Source organism: Bacillus hominis (genome assembly GCF_030348325.1).
Classification (GTDB): Bacteria; Bacillota; Bacilli; order Bacillales; family Bacillaceae_G; genus Bacillus_A; species Bacillus_A hominis.
The window spans coordinates 2,100,944-2,118,722 of the sequence record NZ_JAUCFS010000005.1; the positions used below are offsets into that span (position 1 = coordinate 2,100,944).

Genomic DNA, 17,779 nt, shown 5'->3' on the forward strand with positions numbered 1-17,779 from the left:
GAAATAAACAATGGCAACGAACAAAGATGTGAAAAATCAATTAGCAAATCGTAAAGCGAGCGTACCAGCAACTCCGGAACAAACAGTAGAAGCGTATATGAAGAAAATGGGTCCTAAGATGGCTGCGGTATTACCAAAGCATATGGATATGGACCGTATGAGTCGGATTGCTCTTACAACAATTCGTACAAATCCTAAATTGCTTGAATGCAGCGTACCGTCGTTGATGGGAGCCGTTATGTCAGCAGTACAGTTAGGGCTTGAGCCTGGATTACTAGGGCATTGCTACATCTTACCGTACAAGAGTGAAGCGACTTTCATTATCGGATATAAAGGGATGATTGATTTAGCAAGACGTTCCGGCCATATTCAAAGCATTTATGCACATGCGGTGTATGAAAATGATGAGTTCGAATACGAATTAGGTTTACATCCGCAACTGAAACACAAACCATCATTCGGTGATCGTGGCGAGTTTATTGGAGCGTATGCAGTAGCTCATTTCAAGGATGGCGGACACCAAATGGAATTTATGCCGAAGAGTGAAATTGAAAAGCGCCGAGGTCGTTCAGCTTCCGCTAATTCGAACTATAGCCCGTGGAAGACAGATTATGAGGAAATGGCTAAGAAGACAGTGGTTCGTTACATATTTAAATACTTACCAATCAGTATTGAAGTTCAGTCACAAGCGCAGCATGACGAAGTGGTTCGCAAAGATATCACGGAAGAACCAGTATTCATTGAAGCAGATCCAATTGAAGTAGAACACTCAACTGAAGGTAACGGACAAGCTGAATTTGTGATTGAAGGTGAGTAATACATCAAAGGTGCTTCTCTCTCGCAAGTTGTGGGAGAGAGCACAATCAACAGACGAATTAAAACAGTTGATTGTACGTTATATACAAATTGGTTATCCAGGTTATCGGATAGAGAAAGTCATTAAGGAAAATGAGTTTTACATCGCGATTTGCACAAGGGGGTAGATGGGATGGCAACTTTTAGAGTTAGTAAGGATAAAAATTATACAACCATCAATAATACAGGTCTTCGTGATGATCGTTTAAGTTGGAAAGCGAAAGGTATTTTAGCTTATATATTATCACTTCCTGATGATTGGGTTTTTTACATGGAAGAGATAGCTACACACTCGAAAGATAAAATAAGTAGCTTGTATTCAGGTATGAAGGAACTTAAAGAACATGGATATGTCAAAAGGTTTCCTATAAAAGATGAGAAAGGAAAAATCACTAAGTGGGACACTGTTATATACGAAGTTCCACAAACAGAAAAACCACAAGTGGAAAACCCACATGTAGAAATTCCACGAATGGATTTTCCACAAATGGTCGAGCCACATATGGAAAATCAAACACTACTAAGTACTAATAATTTACTAAGTACTAATCTAACTAATGATGATGTAGATAAGCATCCTTTGATAGATGAAGAATTTCAAAAAAGTTATAACTACCTTTTACAGAACAACATTCCATTAAGTGAAACAGCTATGCAGGACCTTGGAGAATTTAATGATGTATTAGGTAGCCAAATCATTATGGAAGCTGTCGATAGAGCAGTGGATCAGAACGCAAAACGATGGAAATACATTAGCGGTATTTTATTCAACTGGCAAAAAAGTAACGTGAAAACAATAGCAGATGTAATCAAGCTTGATGAGGATTATAAAAACCAAAGAGGTGGTGTAGATAATGCAACACATCGGAAACGCACTGGCAGAGGTTATGGTACGAGCAGAAGCTATGAGGAAGAAAATGCAAGCCGAGAGCGAAACATGCCAAGCTTCATTAAACGAGTATAGATGTTTAAAGTGTCATGATTCGGAAGTGATTTTTTACGAAGAAGTGAATCAGTATGGAATGCGAGTGGCTATGCAAAAGGATTGCGAGTGTAAAGCACAGCGAGTATTAGAACGCAGGTTAAAAAACGCAATGATTCCAGAAGAATTTACAGATGCTCGGTTTGATTCATACAAACGAGAAACAGAAGAACAAAAGCTTTTGTATAGCACGATGGGAAAATACTTGCAGAACTTCAAAGAGATCAAGGAAACAAAACAAAATAGCCTGGGTTTCATCGCGACATTTGGAGAGCTTCGGATTAAACAACTAGAGCCAACAAAGCGCGCGCAAGCGAAGAGAGAACACAATAGCTTCGGGCTTGGTAAAACACATCTTCAAGTAGCTGCAGCAAAGTATCTTATGAAGCGAGGTCATAGCGTACTGCTTATATCAGACGGAACTTTCATGGACGATCTCATTGCAGCAAAGATGATGAACGATGATAAGAAAGAATTTAATCGATTGTTAAATCACGCAAAACAAATAGAGGTCCTCATCTGGGATGACTTAGGGAAGTCAAAATGGTCAGAAGCGAAAGAGAACCTCTACTATCAAATTATTGATTATCGGTATCGACATAATTTACCTATTTTATTCAGTTCAAATGAAGATGATGAAACATTACCTGAAAAGATTGGTTATGCAGCCAAGAGTCGATTGTTCGGTATGAGTAAACATTATTTAATCGCTGTAGAAGGCGAAGATTATCGTGAGAAGGAGTGAATGATATGTGCCCTAAATGCAATAACACAGGCATTATCTATAAAGAAATTTATCCTGGTGTGATTGAAACGAAGGGTTGTGATTGTGAGGTGGCTAAACAGCAAGAAGCTACGCAAAAAGAACGTTGGGAAGCTTGGTTACAAAGGTTTGCAGAATGGGAAAAGGGGTGCAGCGTGAGCAATGTTGTTTGAGGCTAACCAAAAGGAAAGTACGCAGTATAAGTAAAAAAGGACAAGCAGTTGTACCTGCTGTCCTTTATAGGAGAAAAATTAATCTGGATTAGAACTACGAATAACCAGAAAAACGCTTTTAATCAGTGTTGTCAAAGATGTAATAATCTATGCAACAAATGACCTTAGAAGGAATTCAAAACACCAAAATGACTCGTATTGGTATATCGGCTCAAAAGTAGTATATGTAAAAAGAAAATTCTCATACAAAAAGCAGACAACAATTTTGGTTGTCTGCCAGTGAGTTGAATGAGTTAGCTAATTGTGATAAATTGCTTTCCCATTACAAGAAGAGTGAAGCTGCTAGTTCAAACAGCTTGTAAGTAGTTTTTTCGATATTTTAAAAAATATACAGAGAAAGCAGATAAGTGAAGAACCTACCTGCTTACTACTGTAACAAAAGAAAGAAGTATTAGCCGTGGATACGGCGGCTTGAAAATAGTATGTATTGGTTTTGAAAAAATATTCAAGGGGTGAAGAGAAGAATGGCATCGATAGTGAATAGTGTATGTGAAATAATTCGGTTAATGAGTGAAACGAAAGTAGAACGCATCCAAATCACATACGAAATTGGCGATATCATAGAGCAGAAATGCAGACGTTGTTATTACAATCGTTCGGAAAAAGCATGTTTTAGTATCAGTGTTTGTAACAATTGCCCGACTGGTCAAGAATTACGCCAGTTGGGTAGATACCTTGATACAGAGCCGAAAGATCGTGGTGGAAAGCGAAAGGATATACCAATGGGACTTACTCCAGAACGTGTACGCGAATTGAATCAACAAGGTATCCCAGATAAAGATATCAGCATTATGTATGATCGTAGCCCTTCTTATGTCGGGAAAATGAAACAACAATGGAAACAAGCTGGTGTTTGGGAAGGACCAACTTTAATGCGGGAAATTAAAAGGAGTGGGGAGAATGCCTGAAATAGTTGATGTGAAAGCTCTGTCGGATTATGAGTTTATGAAAAAATACAAAAATCTAGTTTATAATTTCGTTTGGAAAAAATACAGTTCGACAGCTGAAGTGATAAAAAGTAATACGGGATTAGAAATAGATGATTTAATTCAATACGGCATGATCGGTTTACTGAAAGCGAGAGAGGGTTTGGACCCTACGTATGGATGCAAATTTTCTACCTACGCCATTCCAAAGATATTCGGCATAATCGCAGTGAACATTAGGGACGCTCAAAAGGTAAAGGTACCACGTGATGTTTATTACTTAAAAGGGAAAATCATGAATCAGGGACTTTTGGGAGAGAAACCAGAAGAAATTAGTAAGCAGTTAGATGTACCCCTACAAGAGATTGAAGAAGCCTTACAGTATCAACAAATAACAAAATCATTACATGAGGTAGCTCATTCAGCTGGGAATGGCGACGATGATTTAACAATAGAACAAATGCTGGTTGATGAATGGTCAATGAGTAAAACAGAAGAGATTGAGGATGAAATGTTGGTTAATTCTTTTGTTCACACTTTACAGGATTGAGAAATGATTGTCTGGGATATGCACTCACAAAATAAGTCACAACAAGAAATCAGTAATCGTGCTGGAGTGAGTCAACCGCATATTAGCCGGATATTAAAACGAATCAACGAAAGAGCTGTAGCGTTCGGCAAGAGTCAGGGGGTGGCGAAATGATTTTAACTGCATTAGGACTGTATCTCATGCTCGGTTCTTTTTTACAGCTATTGGTGCAGGAATAAAGTGGATAAACAAATCAATGTTCAATTAAACTTAAGTTTTTATCTTTCTGAACATGTACTCACCATAAAAAAGAGCTGTAATGATAAGGTTTTGTAGTCCGTAGTGTACAATTTCCCCAGAATGATATGGTGTCCTCTATTATGTAATTAGGATTTTATAAGAACAAAAAAGCCTTTCATGAATAGTCTCAGTCTCAGCAACTCAATTAATAACATGATTGGCTTTTTTGTTATAACTAATGCAAAATAGAAACCTGAGAAAGTATAGTGTTATACAACTGTAGCGATTGTTAGCGACCATCCGCCAGCGATAGTTCCACTATCAGCACCTGCATCGTCAAAAACAAAAAGACGCCATGTACCGTTTGGCTTTGTCCCATTGAATACGTTTAATGCAGAGCCATACGGTGGTGCTGGAGCTGGTGCAGGGAGAACATCACCACCTCCAAGATTTGTCGGCTGATACATACCAGAGACAATTGGAGTTGGTACTTGAGTTGCTGCATCATCGTCAAATGTTAACGTGACATTGACAATATTATTTCCCCCTCCTGCATCTGACATAAGCATAACATTTTGTCCCAGTGGTCCAACTAGCAAGATATCAAGGTCAGCCGGGAAAGTATGAGACATACTGTGTAACGTGGCTGTTACTTTAATAATGGTACCCGGAACGCCTGCAACTACAATATCGGATGGATAAGGGACAGCTGGTCCCTGTGTATCTCCATTGATGATGATCGCAGTTGGGTTAGTAAATTGGACAAAAAAGGTTGCCGGTCCTGGTGGCCCAGCTTCAGGTATTGGCACTGGGGGGAGAAAACATTCACACGGAATATGAAACTTCTTATTAAATTTACTCATTTTCACACCATCCTTATCATTCACCTACTTACACTCTATAACTTATGAATTAGCTAACACACAAGTATAAGGAAAAAGCCCTTATGTCACAAATATAAGGAAAAAGCCCTTATGTCACAAATATAAACCCATTCCATAATATATAAGGAACATGAGTTTACTCCAAACAGCTTTCAATATATATAAGGGGGGCAGCTTCCTGAGTCAATACCGTTGGCCCTGTTGCCCCTGTTGATAAAGTGAATGACGAAAAATAGGCGGGAGTGTGTAGGCCCAATTGAACCCGGATTTAATGCAGCAGAAGATAAAAACTCGTCCAATATAATTCACCTCTTAAAGTTCGTATTACTAATAGTAAATGCAGGAGTAGAGCAAAGTGAAATGGACAAGCGAGGAAATAGACAATGGAACTTTAATAAAAGCGTTATTTTGATACCGAATAAAAATAAAAAAAGCCCTATAAGAGGGCCGTGTAAATGCTATCGCATATCGTATAGCATAGTATATACATGTCTCGGAATAATGTGAACAAAATAGTTATTTAAATAAAAAGAGCGCTTTTCAAGGCGCTCATTGACCAAGAGTCATATAGAAAAAAGGTGCACATCATATTGTATGTATGTTTTTTATGTCTGTGCAGTTTTTATACAAAATCCTTATTTGAATGGCGAAAAAAAGACAACAACCGGAGGGCTTGTTGTCTCAAAAAAAGTGGAATGGAAAATGAAACCAATATTTGAAATGTTAACTGTATCTTGATATGTATACGTAACTTCTGTAGAGCTGGGCATATCGATAAATATAAGGCTAAGTTACTAATTATAAATTTTAGGACTATTCACTTGAACATCTACGTACCCGTCACGTTCCGCAGTTATAAAGGTATCCAACTGTGACGGATATCTGACTTATATTATTGAGGGAACGGGACGGAAGGATGCCACGGTATTGTTGCAGGAATCCAGACGGACCTGCGCGCTTACCCCAGCATTCGCGAGCTGCGTCACGGCATTCAAGATAGCAGATCTTCTGCCAGATTTGACGGCTACGTTATAGTTCACGACTAGGGGACGAACTGGGTCCTGAGGGGGAAATCGATTGAGAATTGCTTGGTGATAGGTTGTTCTTAACGTGACGTTCGCTGTCAGCGTGATACCTTCTATAGTAATGCCAGTCAGCGTTGCCCCGTTAAATGAGGTGAGTTTGACTGTAAGCATGTAACGGTTTTGCATATTTATTTCTCCTTTATTATTAGACTCAATTTATTTTATGCTTGTCTAACAATTTAGTGTAGACCCTTGCATCATAATAAGTTGAAAGATATAAAAGATTATATTTTGACAAAGCGTGAGGATTAAAAGGTATAAATTGAACAAAAACGTTATTAAATAGCAAATCAAAAGAGCATACATATAAGCATGCTCTTAGACAAGAAAGATAAGAATCTTATGAGTGGAGAGTCTCCATACAATAACATATGCTTGTCCAGTTTAAATGTGAAAGGTTTTATACAAAAACGCTATTTGGTAGCTAGATTTAAAAGTAAAAAGAGCTCCGTCTACTGGTCGGAAGCTCTTTTATGAAAACCAGTGAGTTTCGTTCATCAAAACAGTATATGCATAAATTATGTTAGAGTGATGAGTTTAATAAAAAAAGTCCTCTTTTAATAAGAGGACAGATGAGTGAGCACGTCTTATATCTATAAGGTATGTTTGTCTTATAAAATGGTGACAAGCTTATAAGAATTTCATTTTGTAGAAAAAACTAAAAAGAGCACTATCAATTAGTGCCCTTTGTAAAAATAGAGTAAGTGGCTAGCTCACGTTATAGAGAGAGGTAGAATTTAATATATTCAAAACCTGCTTAAATGGTGAAAACAAAAGAACAGTTAGCAAAAGTTAACTGCCCCGTTTTGTAGGAAAACCAATTGTTACAGATTGACGTATTCAAAGTATATACATAAATTGGATATTCATTCAAGCAAAACTAAAAAGAGCACTTTCAAGTAATGCTCTTTTTAGTTGGTTATGAGAGAGCAGTGTGGCATACACGATAATATATGTGAGTTATTCATTGTTGTGCAAATTTTTAATAAAAACTGCATTATGTAGAAAAAAAGAAACTAAAAAAGAGCACCATGCACAAGTGCTCTTTAAGAAAGGAGGTAACTCTATGAACTGGGTCTAGGTTAGAAGTATATGGTGTGAAAAAGAAATAAGAACAAAATTTTATAATCAGACTAATAAAAAAGAGCAGCTAGCAAAAGCTAACTACTCCATGCATAAGAAGAATACAATGGTCATTCATATTTCAACTTGGTGTATCTATAGCATTAACATATTTTTTGAATTTATTCAGCCAGTAAACAAAGCAGTTAGCTACTTAAGCTAACTGCGATGTTCTCAGTACTGTCTTTAAAGGATATGTGATTCGGCACAATTTCATGGGAAAACTAATATGGCTGTTAGCATACCTAAAATAAAAGGGAATCAATGTTACGATTCCCTTCTTTCACTATTGCCTCCGTTAGTAAACAAAATGACTGCTCTTGTTGAGCAATCGTGTCCTTCTAACTGTTACTCTTTAAACAGTGAATTTAAATGTGGGAGAGTATTTCTTAGCTCATCAAATATCTGTCGTTCTTTGGCAAGTCTCTCTTCATCTGAGAATTTTGCCAAATCATCTACTGAACTAACTCGAATACATAATGGACCAATATTTAACCGAATCAATCCCAACAATACTACCGTAGTCGTACAAGGAATGTTTATACATAGTAAATCACTCGCTTCACAAACAGTGCCTTCTGGACATGTAGGACATTCTTCTGTTTGTTGTATCACAACATTTCCCATAGGATCTTCTCTCCTTTCTATGAAGATATTACAAGATATGAAAGAAATACCCTATCTGACATGGACAAGCATCCTTTTTTAGTTAAAGGGGCATTTGATAGTTTATTAATTCATTCTTTAATTAGCATGCAACCGTTAGTTCAATTGAATGTAAAATAATTCATACGTATAAATATATGTATAAGTGAGTTTTTTTAAAATAATTCACGAGATAATGATATTACAAAGTGTAGGAGTGAAACCCTCACTTTGGGATGAAAATTAAATTTTATAATGTAAAACCCAAAAATAGAATAGGTTTTTTATCTTATTACTTTACGTTTGAAATGCTCAATTAACATTATATTTACCCTTTTTAGGTTTGCGTTTTCTATGTTTTTCACCTAATTTTCATTGGAAGTTCCATAGTTTTCTTAATTTTTTGGTGCATCAATCTAATAAAAATAAAAGAGCAGCTAGCAATAGCTAACTGCTTAGCCCCAGGGAAGGGAGAGGAGCGATTTGTTAGGTCTAAGGTTGAAATAAGGGTTTTAGATATTAAGACCTAAATATAGTATGGATTTCAATTTAAAAGTTATGCATATAAACTGTATTCGTACAAAAAATGGTTAACAAACAAAGCAGCTAGCTAATTAAGCTAACTGCAATGTTCTTAGTACTTTCTCTAAAGGATATGTGATTCGCACAATTTCATGGGAAAACTAAGATGGCTGTTAGCCTACCTATAACATCTACAATTTGTGGGAATTAATTCTTGAATTTTATAATAAAGGATCAATGAAAATAAGATGGCAGACAGTTGGTAAATGAACTGCCTGCCAAATGAACGAACAAATGTGATTTGGAAAGATTGAGCTACATCTGTAATAGCTCATGAGTAGTATAGTTAGAAACTTAAAAGTTTATTCATCGGGTAAAGTGAATTAAAAAACTTCATATTGCACGACAAAGTAGCTAGCTCAATTAGCTAACTACTTGTTGTACAAAAGAAAATTAGGCCCTACAAGTAAATGATATGTAACTTTGAGTTACAGCTATAGTAAAAGCAGAATTAAAAATATTATGTGGGAGTGAAAATGAGTTTAATAAAAATCTCATTTTGTAAAGTTCAAATGCATCCAACAGGAGAATAACCAAAGGATGCATTTGAACAGTAAATTTGTTATTAGAAATTTTAGTCATGTATACACATAACTAATGTTTAGTATGGGTTTAAATATAACAAAGTATGCAAAAGAGCAGCTAGCAAAAGCTAACTGCTCCCTACAAGGAGATACAGAGAAAACTACTTTAAATGAGTTCTGGCTAACAGCCTATCTACATTATTGACAGAATATTGAGTTTTATTCAAGAGGGAGATGTATTTAATGAAAGAATATAGCCCACCATATTCCGAAAAATGCAATCCAACCAACGCTAAGTAATATGTATTTCAACATTTTAGTAATTACTCCTTTTAGATACAAATTGCTCAATGAAGATGGATTTTATAAATTTGTTACAAAATAATCCTTTGAATAGATAGCGAGGTTGGAAGAATGGAAGGTAACGTAAAGCTTTTAGGTGATGATGGAATGTTAGGGATGGAGCACAAGGAAAGAACGATCCGTGTATATAACACAGAAGGTAATGTGATGGAATTACTTTCAACAAAAGAACAGGTTCAAGAGGCTATCGATTATTTAAAAGAATGTCAAAAAGAAATGAAGTAATGTCCTAAATAGTAACCAGAACGAACGGAGGGGAACCGTATCGTATGAATCAATTGTCATTTTTTGAGGACATCGATGAAAAGGAGATGCGAAGACTTGTGGTGAAGGAGCTGAAAAACTACAAAGCATTGTGTGTCCGGATGAAAAATCAAGAAGAGCAGGCTCAAGCGGGGGACATCGTTCTTTTTCCGAAAATGAAAGGTGACGATAAAAATCATGAGATACGTTTTAAACAAATTGAAAGGACATTAAAATATGCTCTTGATGAAGATGAGCGTAATATAATTGAAATGAAGTACCTAGGGAATCGGAAGGTTAAAGATTCGTATGTATACAATGAGCTGATGATGAAACGTGATCCGTTTTATGAGAAGAAAAGAAGTGCTATTCAGTTGATAGCTACGGCTTTAGGGATTATATGAACGAGGTTTTGTGCTGGTGATATAGATGGTATATGATGTAAGTGTCCTGGATTCCATATTATAGTATCTCTTTGCCCCACTCTTTGGATGGGGCTTTTTTAATTCTATTAAAAATAGTAACAGCTCGTCCAAACCTTTCTAATCTACCTTACATAGTATGTAGTAACAAATTTAAAGGAGGAATCTAGTATGTCTTATTATTACTGTGACCATTGTAAGGATTACAAAAAGAAATATCATGATTGTCATAAAAGCAGTAAGAGTTATGAAAAATGTGATAAAAAGCATGAGGAAAAACCTTGGGTTAATGTAAAAGTAAATTGTTGTTCTGATGAAGGGGACAATCTTGTAAGAGCGTCTGCTTTTAGAGCTGTGAGCACAGCTAATCAAAATGTGCCAGCAAATACTTTTGTTAAAGTTTTATTCCAAAATGAACAATTTGATTTAGCGAATGAGTATAATCCAGTTACATCAATTTTTATTCCAAAGACAAGAGGTGTTTATTCTGTTATTGGAACGATTGCTTTCCTTCCTGATAATCCAAATGTAAATTATAGAGCGCGTGTAGAAATTCGTGTTAATGGAAATCCAGCGATTGCAATAGATAATGATTTTTTTGGTCCAATAAACTTTGCTAATGTTGTAGCTGTTTCATCAATAATTCAGTTGAATGCAGGGGATTTAGTCGAGATTTTCGCACAAAGTAGCGTAGCTGGAGTTATTTCTAATGTGGAAAATAGTACGCATTTTGAAGCTGCGAGATTCCCGTCTCCAAAAGCATAAGTGATATGAAATCTTGTCAGTAATTTTATCTAAGGACAGTCCCTAATTTATATTTGAGCTGTGTTTATGCAGGTCTATTTTTTCGATAAAAATGGGGATGAAAAAGGGGACGTTTTCGGGGATTTTTCAAAACAGAATCAATATTACGCTATACCTATACAGTTCTTTGAAAAAAGAATAGTGTGGGGATAGCGTAGCCCCTTTATCAAAACGTTACCGAAGAACGGGCAAGGGCGGTAAGAATCCGCAAAAAGGACGAAAAGACCAATTACATTTATATATTCAGCCGCGATGCGTGAGTGTCGTGGCTTTTGTGTTTCTTATTGAGCCTGGTAATGTTGCTGGGTTGATTGGTGACATGAATTTCATTTGGAAGTTTTTAGTGATAAGTTGAAAATTATTGTATTTTGTTCTTGACTTCTCTAATTCAAATGGGTGAAATAGACTCAAATGAAATAGAGGAGGAAAAATATATGCTTAAATCGCCAAAAAATTATTTTAATCGAGAAGAACAATTATGGAATAAAGTAAATGAAAGCTGGGGAGAAGGATTTAAGGGTCTTTCTACTGTTCGGGGTGCGGAAGGTGATAATAAAAAGTGCCGATATTGCGGAGGCGATTGTGAACAGGTTGGGGAATGGGTGAAACAAAAGAAGCTGCATAATAAACAGATGTTTTTCGGAGCAGAATTTGCTTTGCATGTGTGTTGTGATTGTTACATGAAACAAAATGTATATAAGTGAGTGTCAAAAAGCATCCAAATGGGTGCTTTTTCTTTTGCGCAAAACAAACTCGAACGTGAGGTGGCAGGTGAAATGTAGATGGCGAGACAGCGTAGTCCAGACCGTGATAAAGCATTTGAAATATACAAAGCAAGCAATGGTGAGAAGCCACTTGTTGAGATTGCGAAGGAATTAAACTTAAAGCCATCTCAAATCCGAAAGTGGAAATCACAAGACAAATGGGACGAACACTTAAAAGGTAACGTTACTATTGCGAAAAGGAGCGTTACCAATGTTAAAAATCCCAAGACAAAAGCCAAGTTAAAAAAGATGCTAGATGATGAAGAGCTGACAGAACAAGAACGGCTCTTTTGTTTGTATTACGTGAAGTATTTTAACGGAACACAAGCTGCACTGAAAGCCGGTTATGCCAAGAGTAGTGCACATGTTACGAGTAGCCGGTTACTTAGAAGAGAACGTGTAGCATCGTATATCCGAGAGATTAAAGGTGAAATGGTAGAGAATATCTTTGTGGAAGCGATGGATGTATTGAATGAGTATATCAAGATTGCGTTTGCGGATATTACGAATTACGTAACCTTTGGCCAGAAGGATGTAGAAGTTATGGGACCGTTTGGACCTGTAAAAGATGAAGATGGAAAACCAGTTATGAGAACCATTAGTTATGTCGATTTCAATGAATCAGATATGGTTGATGGTTCTATTATTGCTGAAGTGAAGAAGGGGAAAGAAGGCGTGTCTATCAAGCTTGCTGACAAAATGAAAGCACTTGATAAATTGGCAATGTACTTTGATTTAGTACCTGATAATTTCAAACGAAAAATTGAAGAAGAGCGTCATCGTATGCAAAAAGAGATGCATGATGCACAGATAAGGAAAGCTAACGCTGAGACGGAAAACCTAACTGGCAAAGGAAAGAATGAACCAATCGAGATTAAAATCACCAGAAAGAGTGAGCGATCATGATTGTTGAAAAAGAAGTGAACCCACGTTTTGAAGACTTTCTGTTCGATTGGAATCATAAAAATTACTTCCTTGTTGGTGGTTACGGCTCATCCAAAAGTTATCATGTTGCGCTGAAAATCGTTTTAAAGCTTTTGGAAGAGAAGCGCAAATGTCTTGTGATACGTGAAGTATATGAAACTATAAGAGAAAGCTGCTTTGCACTGTTTAAAGAGATTATTGAGGACTTAGATTTAAGTAGTAAAGTTAAACCAACTGAATCACCAATGAAAATCAAATTTCCAAACGGGAGTACAATTATTTTCCGTGGTATGGATAAACCTGCGAAATTAAAGTCTGTTCATAATGTATCGATGGTGTGGCTAGAAGAAGCATCAGAAATCAAATATGAGGGCTTTAAAGAAGTAAAGAAACGTATGCGTCATCCATCATTAAAACTACACATGATTCTCTCAACAAACCCTGTTAGCATCGATAATTGGGTTTATTTGCATTTCTTTAAAGATGAAGTGAATGAGCGGATTGTGTTAGATGATGAGGACCTATATGAGAAGCATACGGTGGTTGTAAAGGATACGTATTACCATCACAGTACAGCGGATGATAATTTATTCTTGCCACCATCGTACATCGATGAATTGGAAGAAACGAAAGAGTATGACCCTGACCTGCACCGTGTTGCAAGATATGGGAAGTTCGGTGTCAACGGTGTCAAAGTATTACCGCAGTTCGAAATGATGGACGCTGAAAAGATGAATGACATCATTAAGAAGCAGCACAAGTTGATGCTCCGTGTTGGAATGGACTTTGGTTTTGAAACATCATATAACGCAGTAGTGCGCATGGCGATTGACCATGAGAAGAAGTATCTCTACTTGTATTGGGAGTACTACAAAAATAAGCAGACGGATCCGCAAACTGCAAAAGATTTAATTGAATTTAAAGAGTCAGGTGAACAGATTAAAGCGGATAGTGCAGAGCCGAAAACAATTGCTTACTTTAGGCAAAAAGGATTTGAAATGAGTGGGGCCAAGAAATTCCAAGGTTCACGCCTAGCAAATACCAAGAAAGTAAAGAGATTTAAAAAGATATTCTGCTCCACTGCTTGCCCGAATATGAGGCGAGAACTCAAGAATTTAACATACAAAAAAGATAAAAACGGAAATATCATCTTGGATGAATTTAATATAGATCCACATACTTTCTCTGCCATTTGGTATGGCTTAGATGGCTATGAAGTATCCGACTTGAAAGAGCTTAGTCATGCTAGTGCATTTGAACGTGTATTCTAGGAGGTGCGTTATGTTCGAACGCTTAAAAGAGTGGTTCCGCACCCTTTTTAAACGAAAAGGAGGTGTGAGTGTGCAGGAGAATTATACAGAAAAGTTAAAGCAGAAGGATTGGGAATTGCTGAATGAAATATTAAAAGAGCATGATAAGCTTCTACTGGATGTAGAGAAAAGGCAGAAGGTATTTGATGGTGACTTTGATATTTTAGAGCGAAAACCGAAACGTGCAGATGATCCAAACCATCGAATTGTAGTCAATTACTCCAAGCTTATTTGCGGTATGCCAGCTTCTTATATGCTAGGGAAGCCGGTAAGTTACGATGTTCCTGATACAGTAATCGATAAAGGTGCAAGTAAAGAAGTAGTTGAACAATTTAGAGATGAACTAAAGTATGTATTAGAAGAAAATGATGACCATGCAGTTGATTATTTAAATACGAAACGCGGATTGATTGCAGGTGCTGCGACAGTCCTTTTTTATTTCGATGAGATGGGTGAGATTAAGTACAAATCATATCCAATCAATGAATGCTTCCCAGTATTTGATCATAAGGGTGACATGCTTGCTGCTATTCATCGTTATAAAACAAAAGTTGGCGATGAGGAAATTGAGCATGTGGAAGTATACGATAACGCAACAGTAACGTATTTAATCAATGAGAACGGTACTTTTAAATTGAATAGTGATTATAAAATTAATCCAATGCCACATTCCATACCAATTGTACCTGCTGCATATTTTCAAAATGGAGAATTCGCTAAACCAAGAGGTGGTATGGTTCAATATGGCCCAAGTAATTTATCAGATGATATTATTTCACAACTAGAAGAACTAGCACGATTGATATCGGACAACTCAAATAGATTAGATGTATTCTGTGACCTGTATTTACTGTTTAATGGGGTTAAAGTCGACCCAGAAGAAGGAATGAAAATGCGTCAGAGTCGTGCTATTAGTATAAAAGGGGAACCTGGAGAACCAGTCGATGCTAAATATTTAATTGCTGATATGAAGAACGAACCGATTGAGTGGCAAGCAAAGACCATTATCGATTCTATTTTTGAAACATCGCAGTTACCGAAAATATATAAGCAAGAAGCACTTGGTGATTTGTCAGGTGTAGCAATTGATCAGTTATACGCACCGCTTGATTTACAAGTGAATGAGAAGGAAATCTATTTGTTACGATACATCAGACGTAAGTTCATGATTATTACTTTAATGATCAATGCACAGAAGTTGATTGAGAATGGTCATGAGAACCCAGCAGAAGCGTTAAAAGAAACATTGAATCCACGGAATGAGAATGATGTTTTATACAATCATAAGTGGATCTGGTGGGAAATCCATCGTAATAAGCCGCAAAACTTAAAAGAACTAATTGATATGCTCAACAAGTTGGAAGGTCGATTGTCAGAATTCACATTACTTCAATTGAATCCGCTTGTAGAGGACGTTCAAGAAGAGATGGAACGTTTAGAACAAGAAGCAGCAGAGAAGAAAGAAGTGGATTTAACTAATATAGAGGACCACATAAAAACCCGTGATAAACGTATGCAGAAGAGCGATAAAACGGATGATGAGCTATGAATCATGAAGAACTGAAAAAGCTTCAAGAAATGGCAATAGAACAGCAGAGAAAACTCATTCGTTTTAAGGATGAGCGTATTCGTGTGTTACTTGAAGTGTATGCAGAGTTCCTGCAAGACATAAACAAGGAGATTTCCTACCTTTATACAAGAACAAGCTTGGGTTCGCCAGAAGATTCATGGGATTGGGACGAAATCAGAAGAGGAAAAGATTTAGAAGCAATCCTAAAACAGATGGGAATGAGTATTGATCGCATAAATGAAGAAGTAACAGGAATAGTTACTAATGCTATAAAAACTGTAGGTGCTGTTGATTATGCATTTGCTTCTTATATCACTGCTGCTCATATACAAGGTTACATTGTTGTTCCACCAGTCATACCGGAACGTGCCATAAAAACACTGTTAGAAAAGGATTGGGGGCACGGTCACTTCTCGGACAACTTGTGGGGGCAAACAGAAAACTTTAAAGAGCATTTACGTACAACATTAGTTAATTCCATGCAACGTGGGGAGAGCTTCCGTACAACTGCAGTTAAGTTGCAGAAACGAATTGGTCAAGAAGCATATAAGAGTGAACCCCTTGTACGTTCTGAAATTATTACGGCCAGTAATGAAGCAAAGAAAGAATACATGACTGATTTTGATAAGCGTAGTAATGAGATGGGTATGGACTTACTCAAAGCTATGAAGGTACTTGAAACATTGGATAACAGAACGTGCAAAAAATGCCAGGCGATGGATGGTAGAGAGTTTTCTGTTGAAGAAGCAAAGAGTATACCGGCTACAGAGCATCCAAATTGTAGAAGAACATTTGTAGCGGTAATAAGAGGGTTTAATAATGCAAATCGTCAACGTGCTGCAAGAAGCATGAGTACTGGTAAAACGTATCGTACTGATGCGAAGAACTTTGAAGAGTATGCAAAAGAACAAAACTTGGAGTCTGCTGCTAGTTATAGTAAGCAGTACAAGAAACAGGAGAGTGAAGAATAATGAAATTACATGAAAAAGTAAAACCAACATTTAGATTACGTTTAGGAAACCTCCGATACTTTTCAGACCCGAATCCGCCAGCTGATCCACCACAAGACCCACCACCAACAGATCCGCCTAATGACCCACCTGTGACCTATACGCAGGAGCAACTGGATACACAACTTGGTGATGCAACGAAAGAAGCGAAGAGACAAGGTAAATTAGATGTGTATAAGCAGTTAGGCGTTGAATCATTAAAGGATTTACAAGATAAATTAGCTGCTGCAACTGGTAAAGAAGAAGCAGATGCAACATTACGAGTCTCAAACGAAACACTTACAACCAAAAATAAGTCATTGGAGACTGAACTTGCGTTTGTTAAAGCTTCTATTGGACACAAACCGCATGATGCAGATCTCCTTTTTACTGCGGTTCAACCGTTATTAACGACTGACCCTGACACTGGCGAAATTACGAATATGAAAGAAGCAATTGAACAGGTAAAGGCAGAGAAGCCATTCCTGTTTGAAAGTGAGGAAGCAGCACCAGGCGGTCAAGGAGGTGGTGGCCAACAAAGACCAGGAAGCACTGCACCAGGCGGTGGAAATCCACCTGCATCGAAAACAGACTACGACAAAGGTGCAGAATTAGCGAAAAGACGTAGTCAAAAAAATTAAGGAGTGAAGCAGATTGAATCTATATCCACGTAGTGAAACCATTGTTGCTGGTAAAGAAATTTTACGTGATATTGTTGGTGCAAAGAAAATCACGGTTACATTAGACTGCAAAACATTTACGCCAGGTGTTGTTCCTGCTGGTACATCATTAGTATTTGATGCTACATCTAAGAAGACGCGCCCTTTCGATAAAACAAAGGATGCAGCTACTACAGAGCAAGTATCATTGCTATTACGTGATATTCGTATTGGAGAGAACGATGTGCAAGGAGTAGGGCTTGTTGGTGGTTATGTAAATGAAGCAAAATGTCCTGCAATTACAGCAGAGTTTAAAGCAAAAGCGAAAATGCTTGATATTCGATAAGGAGAGTGAAACTGA

At 37.0% G+C, this 17,779-nt stretch carries 19 protein-coding genes; 16 read left to right on the top strand and 3 right to left on the bottom strand.

Translation table 11 applies throughout. The annotated features are described in order from the left end of the window. Window positions 1–10: 10 nt before the first annotated feature. The 6 genes from recT (at window position 11) to QUF93_RS13280 (ending at window position 4,309) form a co-directional block, all read left to right on the top strand. The gene (recT, locus tag QUF93_RS13255) at window positions 11–817 is read left to right on the top strand and encodes a recombination protein RecT (protein WP_289375349.1); all 807 of its coding nucleotides are present in this window, start codon (window positions 11–13) and stop codon (window positions 815–817) included. Between the two features lie 171 nt (window positions 818–988). Further along, on the top strand, window positions 989–1,819 hold the full coding sequence (locus QUF93_RS13260; RefSeq protein ID WP_289359076.1) for a DnaD domain protein: 831 nt from the start codon (window positions 989–991) through the stop codon (window positions 1,817–1,819). After that, window positions 1,773–2,582, top strand: a complete 810-nt coding sequence (locus tag QUF93_RS13265) for an ATP-binding protein (RefSeq protein WP_289375968.1) — start codon at window positions 1,773–1,775, stop codon at window positions 2,580–2,582. The genes QUF93_RS13260 and QUF93_RS13265 overlap by 47 nt, the downstream gene beginning before the upstream one ends. A gap of 5 nt (window positions 2,583–2,587) precedes the next feature. Further along, the gene (locus tag QUF93_RS13270) at window positions 2,588–2,773 is read left to right on the top strand and encodes a hypothetical protein (protein WP_088058632.1); all 186 of its coding nucleotides are present in this window, start codon (window positions 2,588–2,590) and stop codon (window positions 2,771–2,773) included. 566 nt (window positions 2,774–3,339) lie between these two features. Then, window positions 3,340–3,741 carry a hypothetical protein gene (locus QUF93_RS13275; RefSeq protein WP_289360976.1) on the top strand — a complete coding sequence of 134 codons (402 nt, stop codon included), beginning with the start codon at window positions 3,340–3,342 and terminating at the stop codon, window positions 3,739–3,741. Then, complete coding sequence (locus QUF93_RS13280) at window positions 3,734–4,309, top strand: sigma-70 family RNA polymerase sigma factor (protein ID WP_353050843.1); 576 nt, start codon at window positions 3,734–3,736, stop codon at window positions 4,307–4,309. The genes QUF93_RS13275 and QUF93_RS13280 overlap by 8 nt, the downstream gene beginning before the upstream one ends. Before the next feature lie 488 nt (window positions 4,310–4,797). Here the strand turns inward: QUF93_RS13280 and QUF93_RS29035 are convergent, their stop codons facing one another. The 3 genes from QUF93_RS29035 to QUF93_RS13290 all read right to left on the bottom strand — a co-directional run bounded on the left by QUF93_RS29035 (window position 4,798) and on the right by QUF93_RS13290 (window position 8,246). Beyond that, window positions 4,798–5,391, bottom strand: coding sequence for a hypothetical protein (locus tag QUF93_RS29035; protein WP_289359078.1), 594 nt, complete (start codon window positions 5,389–5,391; stop codon window positions 4,798–4,800). 173 nt (window positions 5,392–5,564) lie between these two features. Then, the gene (locus tag QUF93_RS28875) at window positions 5,565–5,711 is read right to left on the bottom strand and encodes an exosporium leader peptide-containing protein (RefSeq protein WP_353050844.1); all 147 of its coding nucleotides are present in this window, start codon (window positions 5,709–5,711) and stop codon (window positions 5,565–5,567) included. Window positions 5,712–7,967: 2,256 nt separating this feature from the next. Further along, window positions 7,968–8,246, bottom strand: coding sequence for a hypothetical protein (locus tag QUF93_RS13290; protein ID WP_289359079.1), 279 nt, complete (start codon window positions 8,244–8,246; stop codon window positions 7,968–7,970). Between the two features lie 1,538 nt (window positions 8,247–9,784). Here QUF93_RS13290 and QUF93_RS13295 point away from each other — a divergent pair. The 10 genes from QUF93_RS13295 to QUF93_RS13340 all read left to right on the top strand — a co-directional run bounded on the left by QUF93_RS13295 (window position 9,785) and on the right by QUF93_RS13340 (window position 17,764). Continuing rightward, window positions 9,785–9,958, top strand: coding sequence for a hypothetical protein (locus QUF93_RS13295; RefSeq protein WP_289359080.1), 174 nt, complete (start codon window positions 9,785–9,787; stop codon window positions 9,956–9,958). 44 nt (window positions 9,959–10,002) lie between these two features. After that, on the top strand, window positions 10,003–10,380 hold the full coding sequence (locus QUF93_RS13300; RefSeq protein WP_289359081.1) for an ArpU family phage packaging/lysis transcriptional regulator: 378 nt from the start codon (window positions 10,003–10,005) through the stop codon (window positions 10,378–10,380). A 189-nt stretch (window positions 10,381–10,569) separates the two neighbouring features. Then, window positions 10,570–11,163, top strand: coding sequence for an ABC transporter permease (locus QUF93_RS13305; protein WP_289359082.1), 594 nt, complete (start codon window positions 10,570–10,572; stop codon window positions 11,161–11,163). A 473-nt stretch (window positions 11,164–11,636) separates the two neighbouring features. Then, window positions 11,637–11,906: a hypothetical protein gene (locus tag QUF93_RS13310; RefSeq protein WP_289359083.1), complete on the top strand. Its 270-nt coding sequence runs from the start codon at window positions 11,637–11,639 to the stop codon at window positions 11,904–11,906. Between the two features lie 78 nt (window positions 11,907–11,984). Then, window positions 11,985–12,872 carry a terminase small subunit gene (locus QUF93_RS13315; RefSeq protein ID WP_289359084.1) on the top strand — a complete coding sequence of 296 codons (888 nt, stop codon included), beginning with the start codon at window positions 11,985–11,987 and terminating at the stop codon, window positions 12,870–12,872. Then, window positions 12,872–14,161, top strand: coding sequence for a PBSX family phage terminase large subunit (locus QUF93_RS13320; RefSeq protein ID WP_289360977.1), 1,290 nt, complete (start codon window positions 12,872–12,874; stop codon window positions 14,159–14,161). Before QUF93_RS13315 ends, QUF93_RS13320 begins: the two co-directional genes overlap by 1 nt. A 10-nt stretch (window positions 14,162–14,171) precedes the next feature. Beyond that, window positions 14,172–15,749 carry a phage portal protein gene (locus QUF93_RS13325; protein WP_289375350.1) on the top strand — a complete coding sequence of 526 codons (1,578 nt, stop codon included), beginning with the start codon at window positions 14,172–14,174 and terminating at the stop codon, window positions 15,747–15,749. Further along, window positions 15,746–16,741, top strand: a complete 996-nt coding sequence (locus tag QUF93_RS13330) for a minor capsid protein (RefSeq protein WP_289375352.1) — start codon at window positions 15,746–15,748, stop codon at window positions 16,739–16,741. Before QUF93_RS13325 ends, QUF93_RS13330 begins: the two co-directional genes overlap by 4 nt. Beyond that, a complete protein-coding gene (locus QUF93_RS13335; protein WP_088058656.1) occupies window positions 16,741–17,400 on the top strand; it encodes a phage scaffolding protein in 660 nt (219 codons plus the stop codon). Before QUF93_RS13330 ends, QUF93_RS13335 begins: the two co-directional genes overlap by 1 nt. 13 nt (window positions 17,401–17,413) lie before the next feature. Continuing rightward, window positions 17,414–17,764 carry a hypothetical protein gene (locus QUF93_RS13340; RefSeq protein ID WP_088058658.1) on the top strand — a complete coding sequence of 117 codons (351 nt, stop codon included), beginning with the start codon at window positions 17,414–17,416 and terminating at the stop codon, window positions 17,762–17,764. Window positions 17,765–17,779 lie beyond the last annotated feature (15 nt).

Coding starts and splice junctions, on each gene's coding strand:
- QUF93_RS13315 (WP_289359084.1), top strand. CDS start 11,985: ATGGCGAGACAGCGTAGTCCAGACCGTGATAAAGCATTTGAAATATAC.
- QUF93_RS13305 (WP_289359082.1), top strand. CDS start 10,570: ATGTCTTATTATTACTGTGACCATTGTAAGGATTACAAAAAGAAATAT.
- QUF93_RS13295 (WP_289359080.1), top strand. CDS start 9,785: ATGGAAGGTAACGTAAAGCTTTTAGGTGATGATGGAATGTTAGGGATG.
- QUF93_RS13265 (WP_289375968.1), top strand. CDS start 1,773: ATGCAAGCCGAGAGCGAAACATGCCAAGCTTCATTAAACGAGTATAGA.
- QUF93_RS13270 (WP_088058632.1), top strand. CDS start 2,588: ATGTGCCCTAAATGCAATAACACAGGCATTATCTATAAAGAAATTTAT.
- QUF93_RS13325 (WP_289375350.1), top strand. CDS start 14,172: ATGTTCGAACGCTTAAAAGAGTGGTTCCGCACCCTTTTTAAACGAAAA.
- QUF93_RS13310 (WP_289359083.1), top strand. CDS start 11,637: ATGCTTAAATCGCCAAAAAATTATTTTAATCGAGAAGAACAATTATGG.
- QUF93_RS13330 (WP_289375352.1), top strand. CDS start 15,746: ATGAATCATGAAGAACTGAAAAAGCTTCAAGAAATGGCAATAGAACAG.
- QUF93_RS13280 (WP_353050843.1), top strand. CDS start 3,734: ATGCCTGAAATAGTTGATGTGAAAGCTCTGTCGGATTATGAGTTTATG.
- QUF93_RS13300 (WP_289359081.1), top strand. CDS start 10,003: ATGAATCAATTGTCATTTTTTGAGGACATCGATGAAAAGGAGATGCGA.
- QUF93_RS13335 (WP_088058656.1), top strand. CDS start 16,741: ATGAAATTACATGAAAAAGTAAAACCAACATTTAGATTACGTTTAGGA.
- recT (WP_289375349.1), top strand. CDS start 11: ATGGCAACGAACAAAGATGTGAAAAATCAATTAGCAAATCGTAAAGCG.
- QUF93_RS13275 (WP_289360976.1), top strand. CDS start 3,340: ATGAGTGAAACGAAAGTAGAACGCATCCAAATCACATACGAAATTGGC.
- QUF93_RS29035 (WP_289359078.1), bottom strand. CDS start 5,391: ATGAGTAAATTTAATAAGAAGTTTCATATTCCGTGTGAATGTTTTCTC.
- QUF93_RS13260 (WP_289359076.1), top strand. CDS start 989: ATGGCAACTTTTAGAGTTAGTAAGGATAAAAATTATACAACCATCAAT.
- QUF93_RS13290 (WP_289359079.1), bottom strand. CDS start 8,246: ATGGGAAATGTTGTGATACAACAAACAGAAGAATGTCCTACATGTCCA.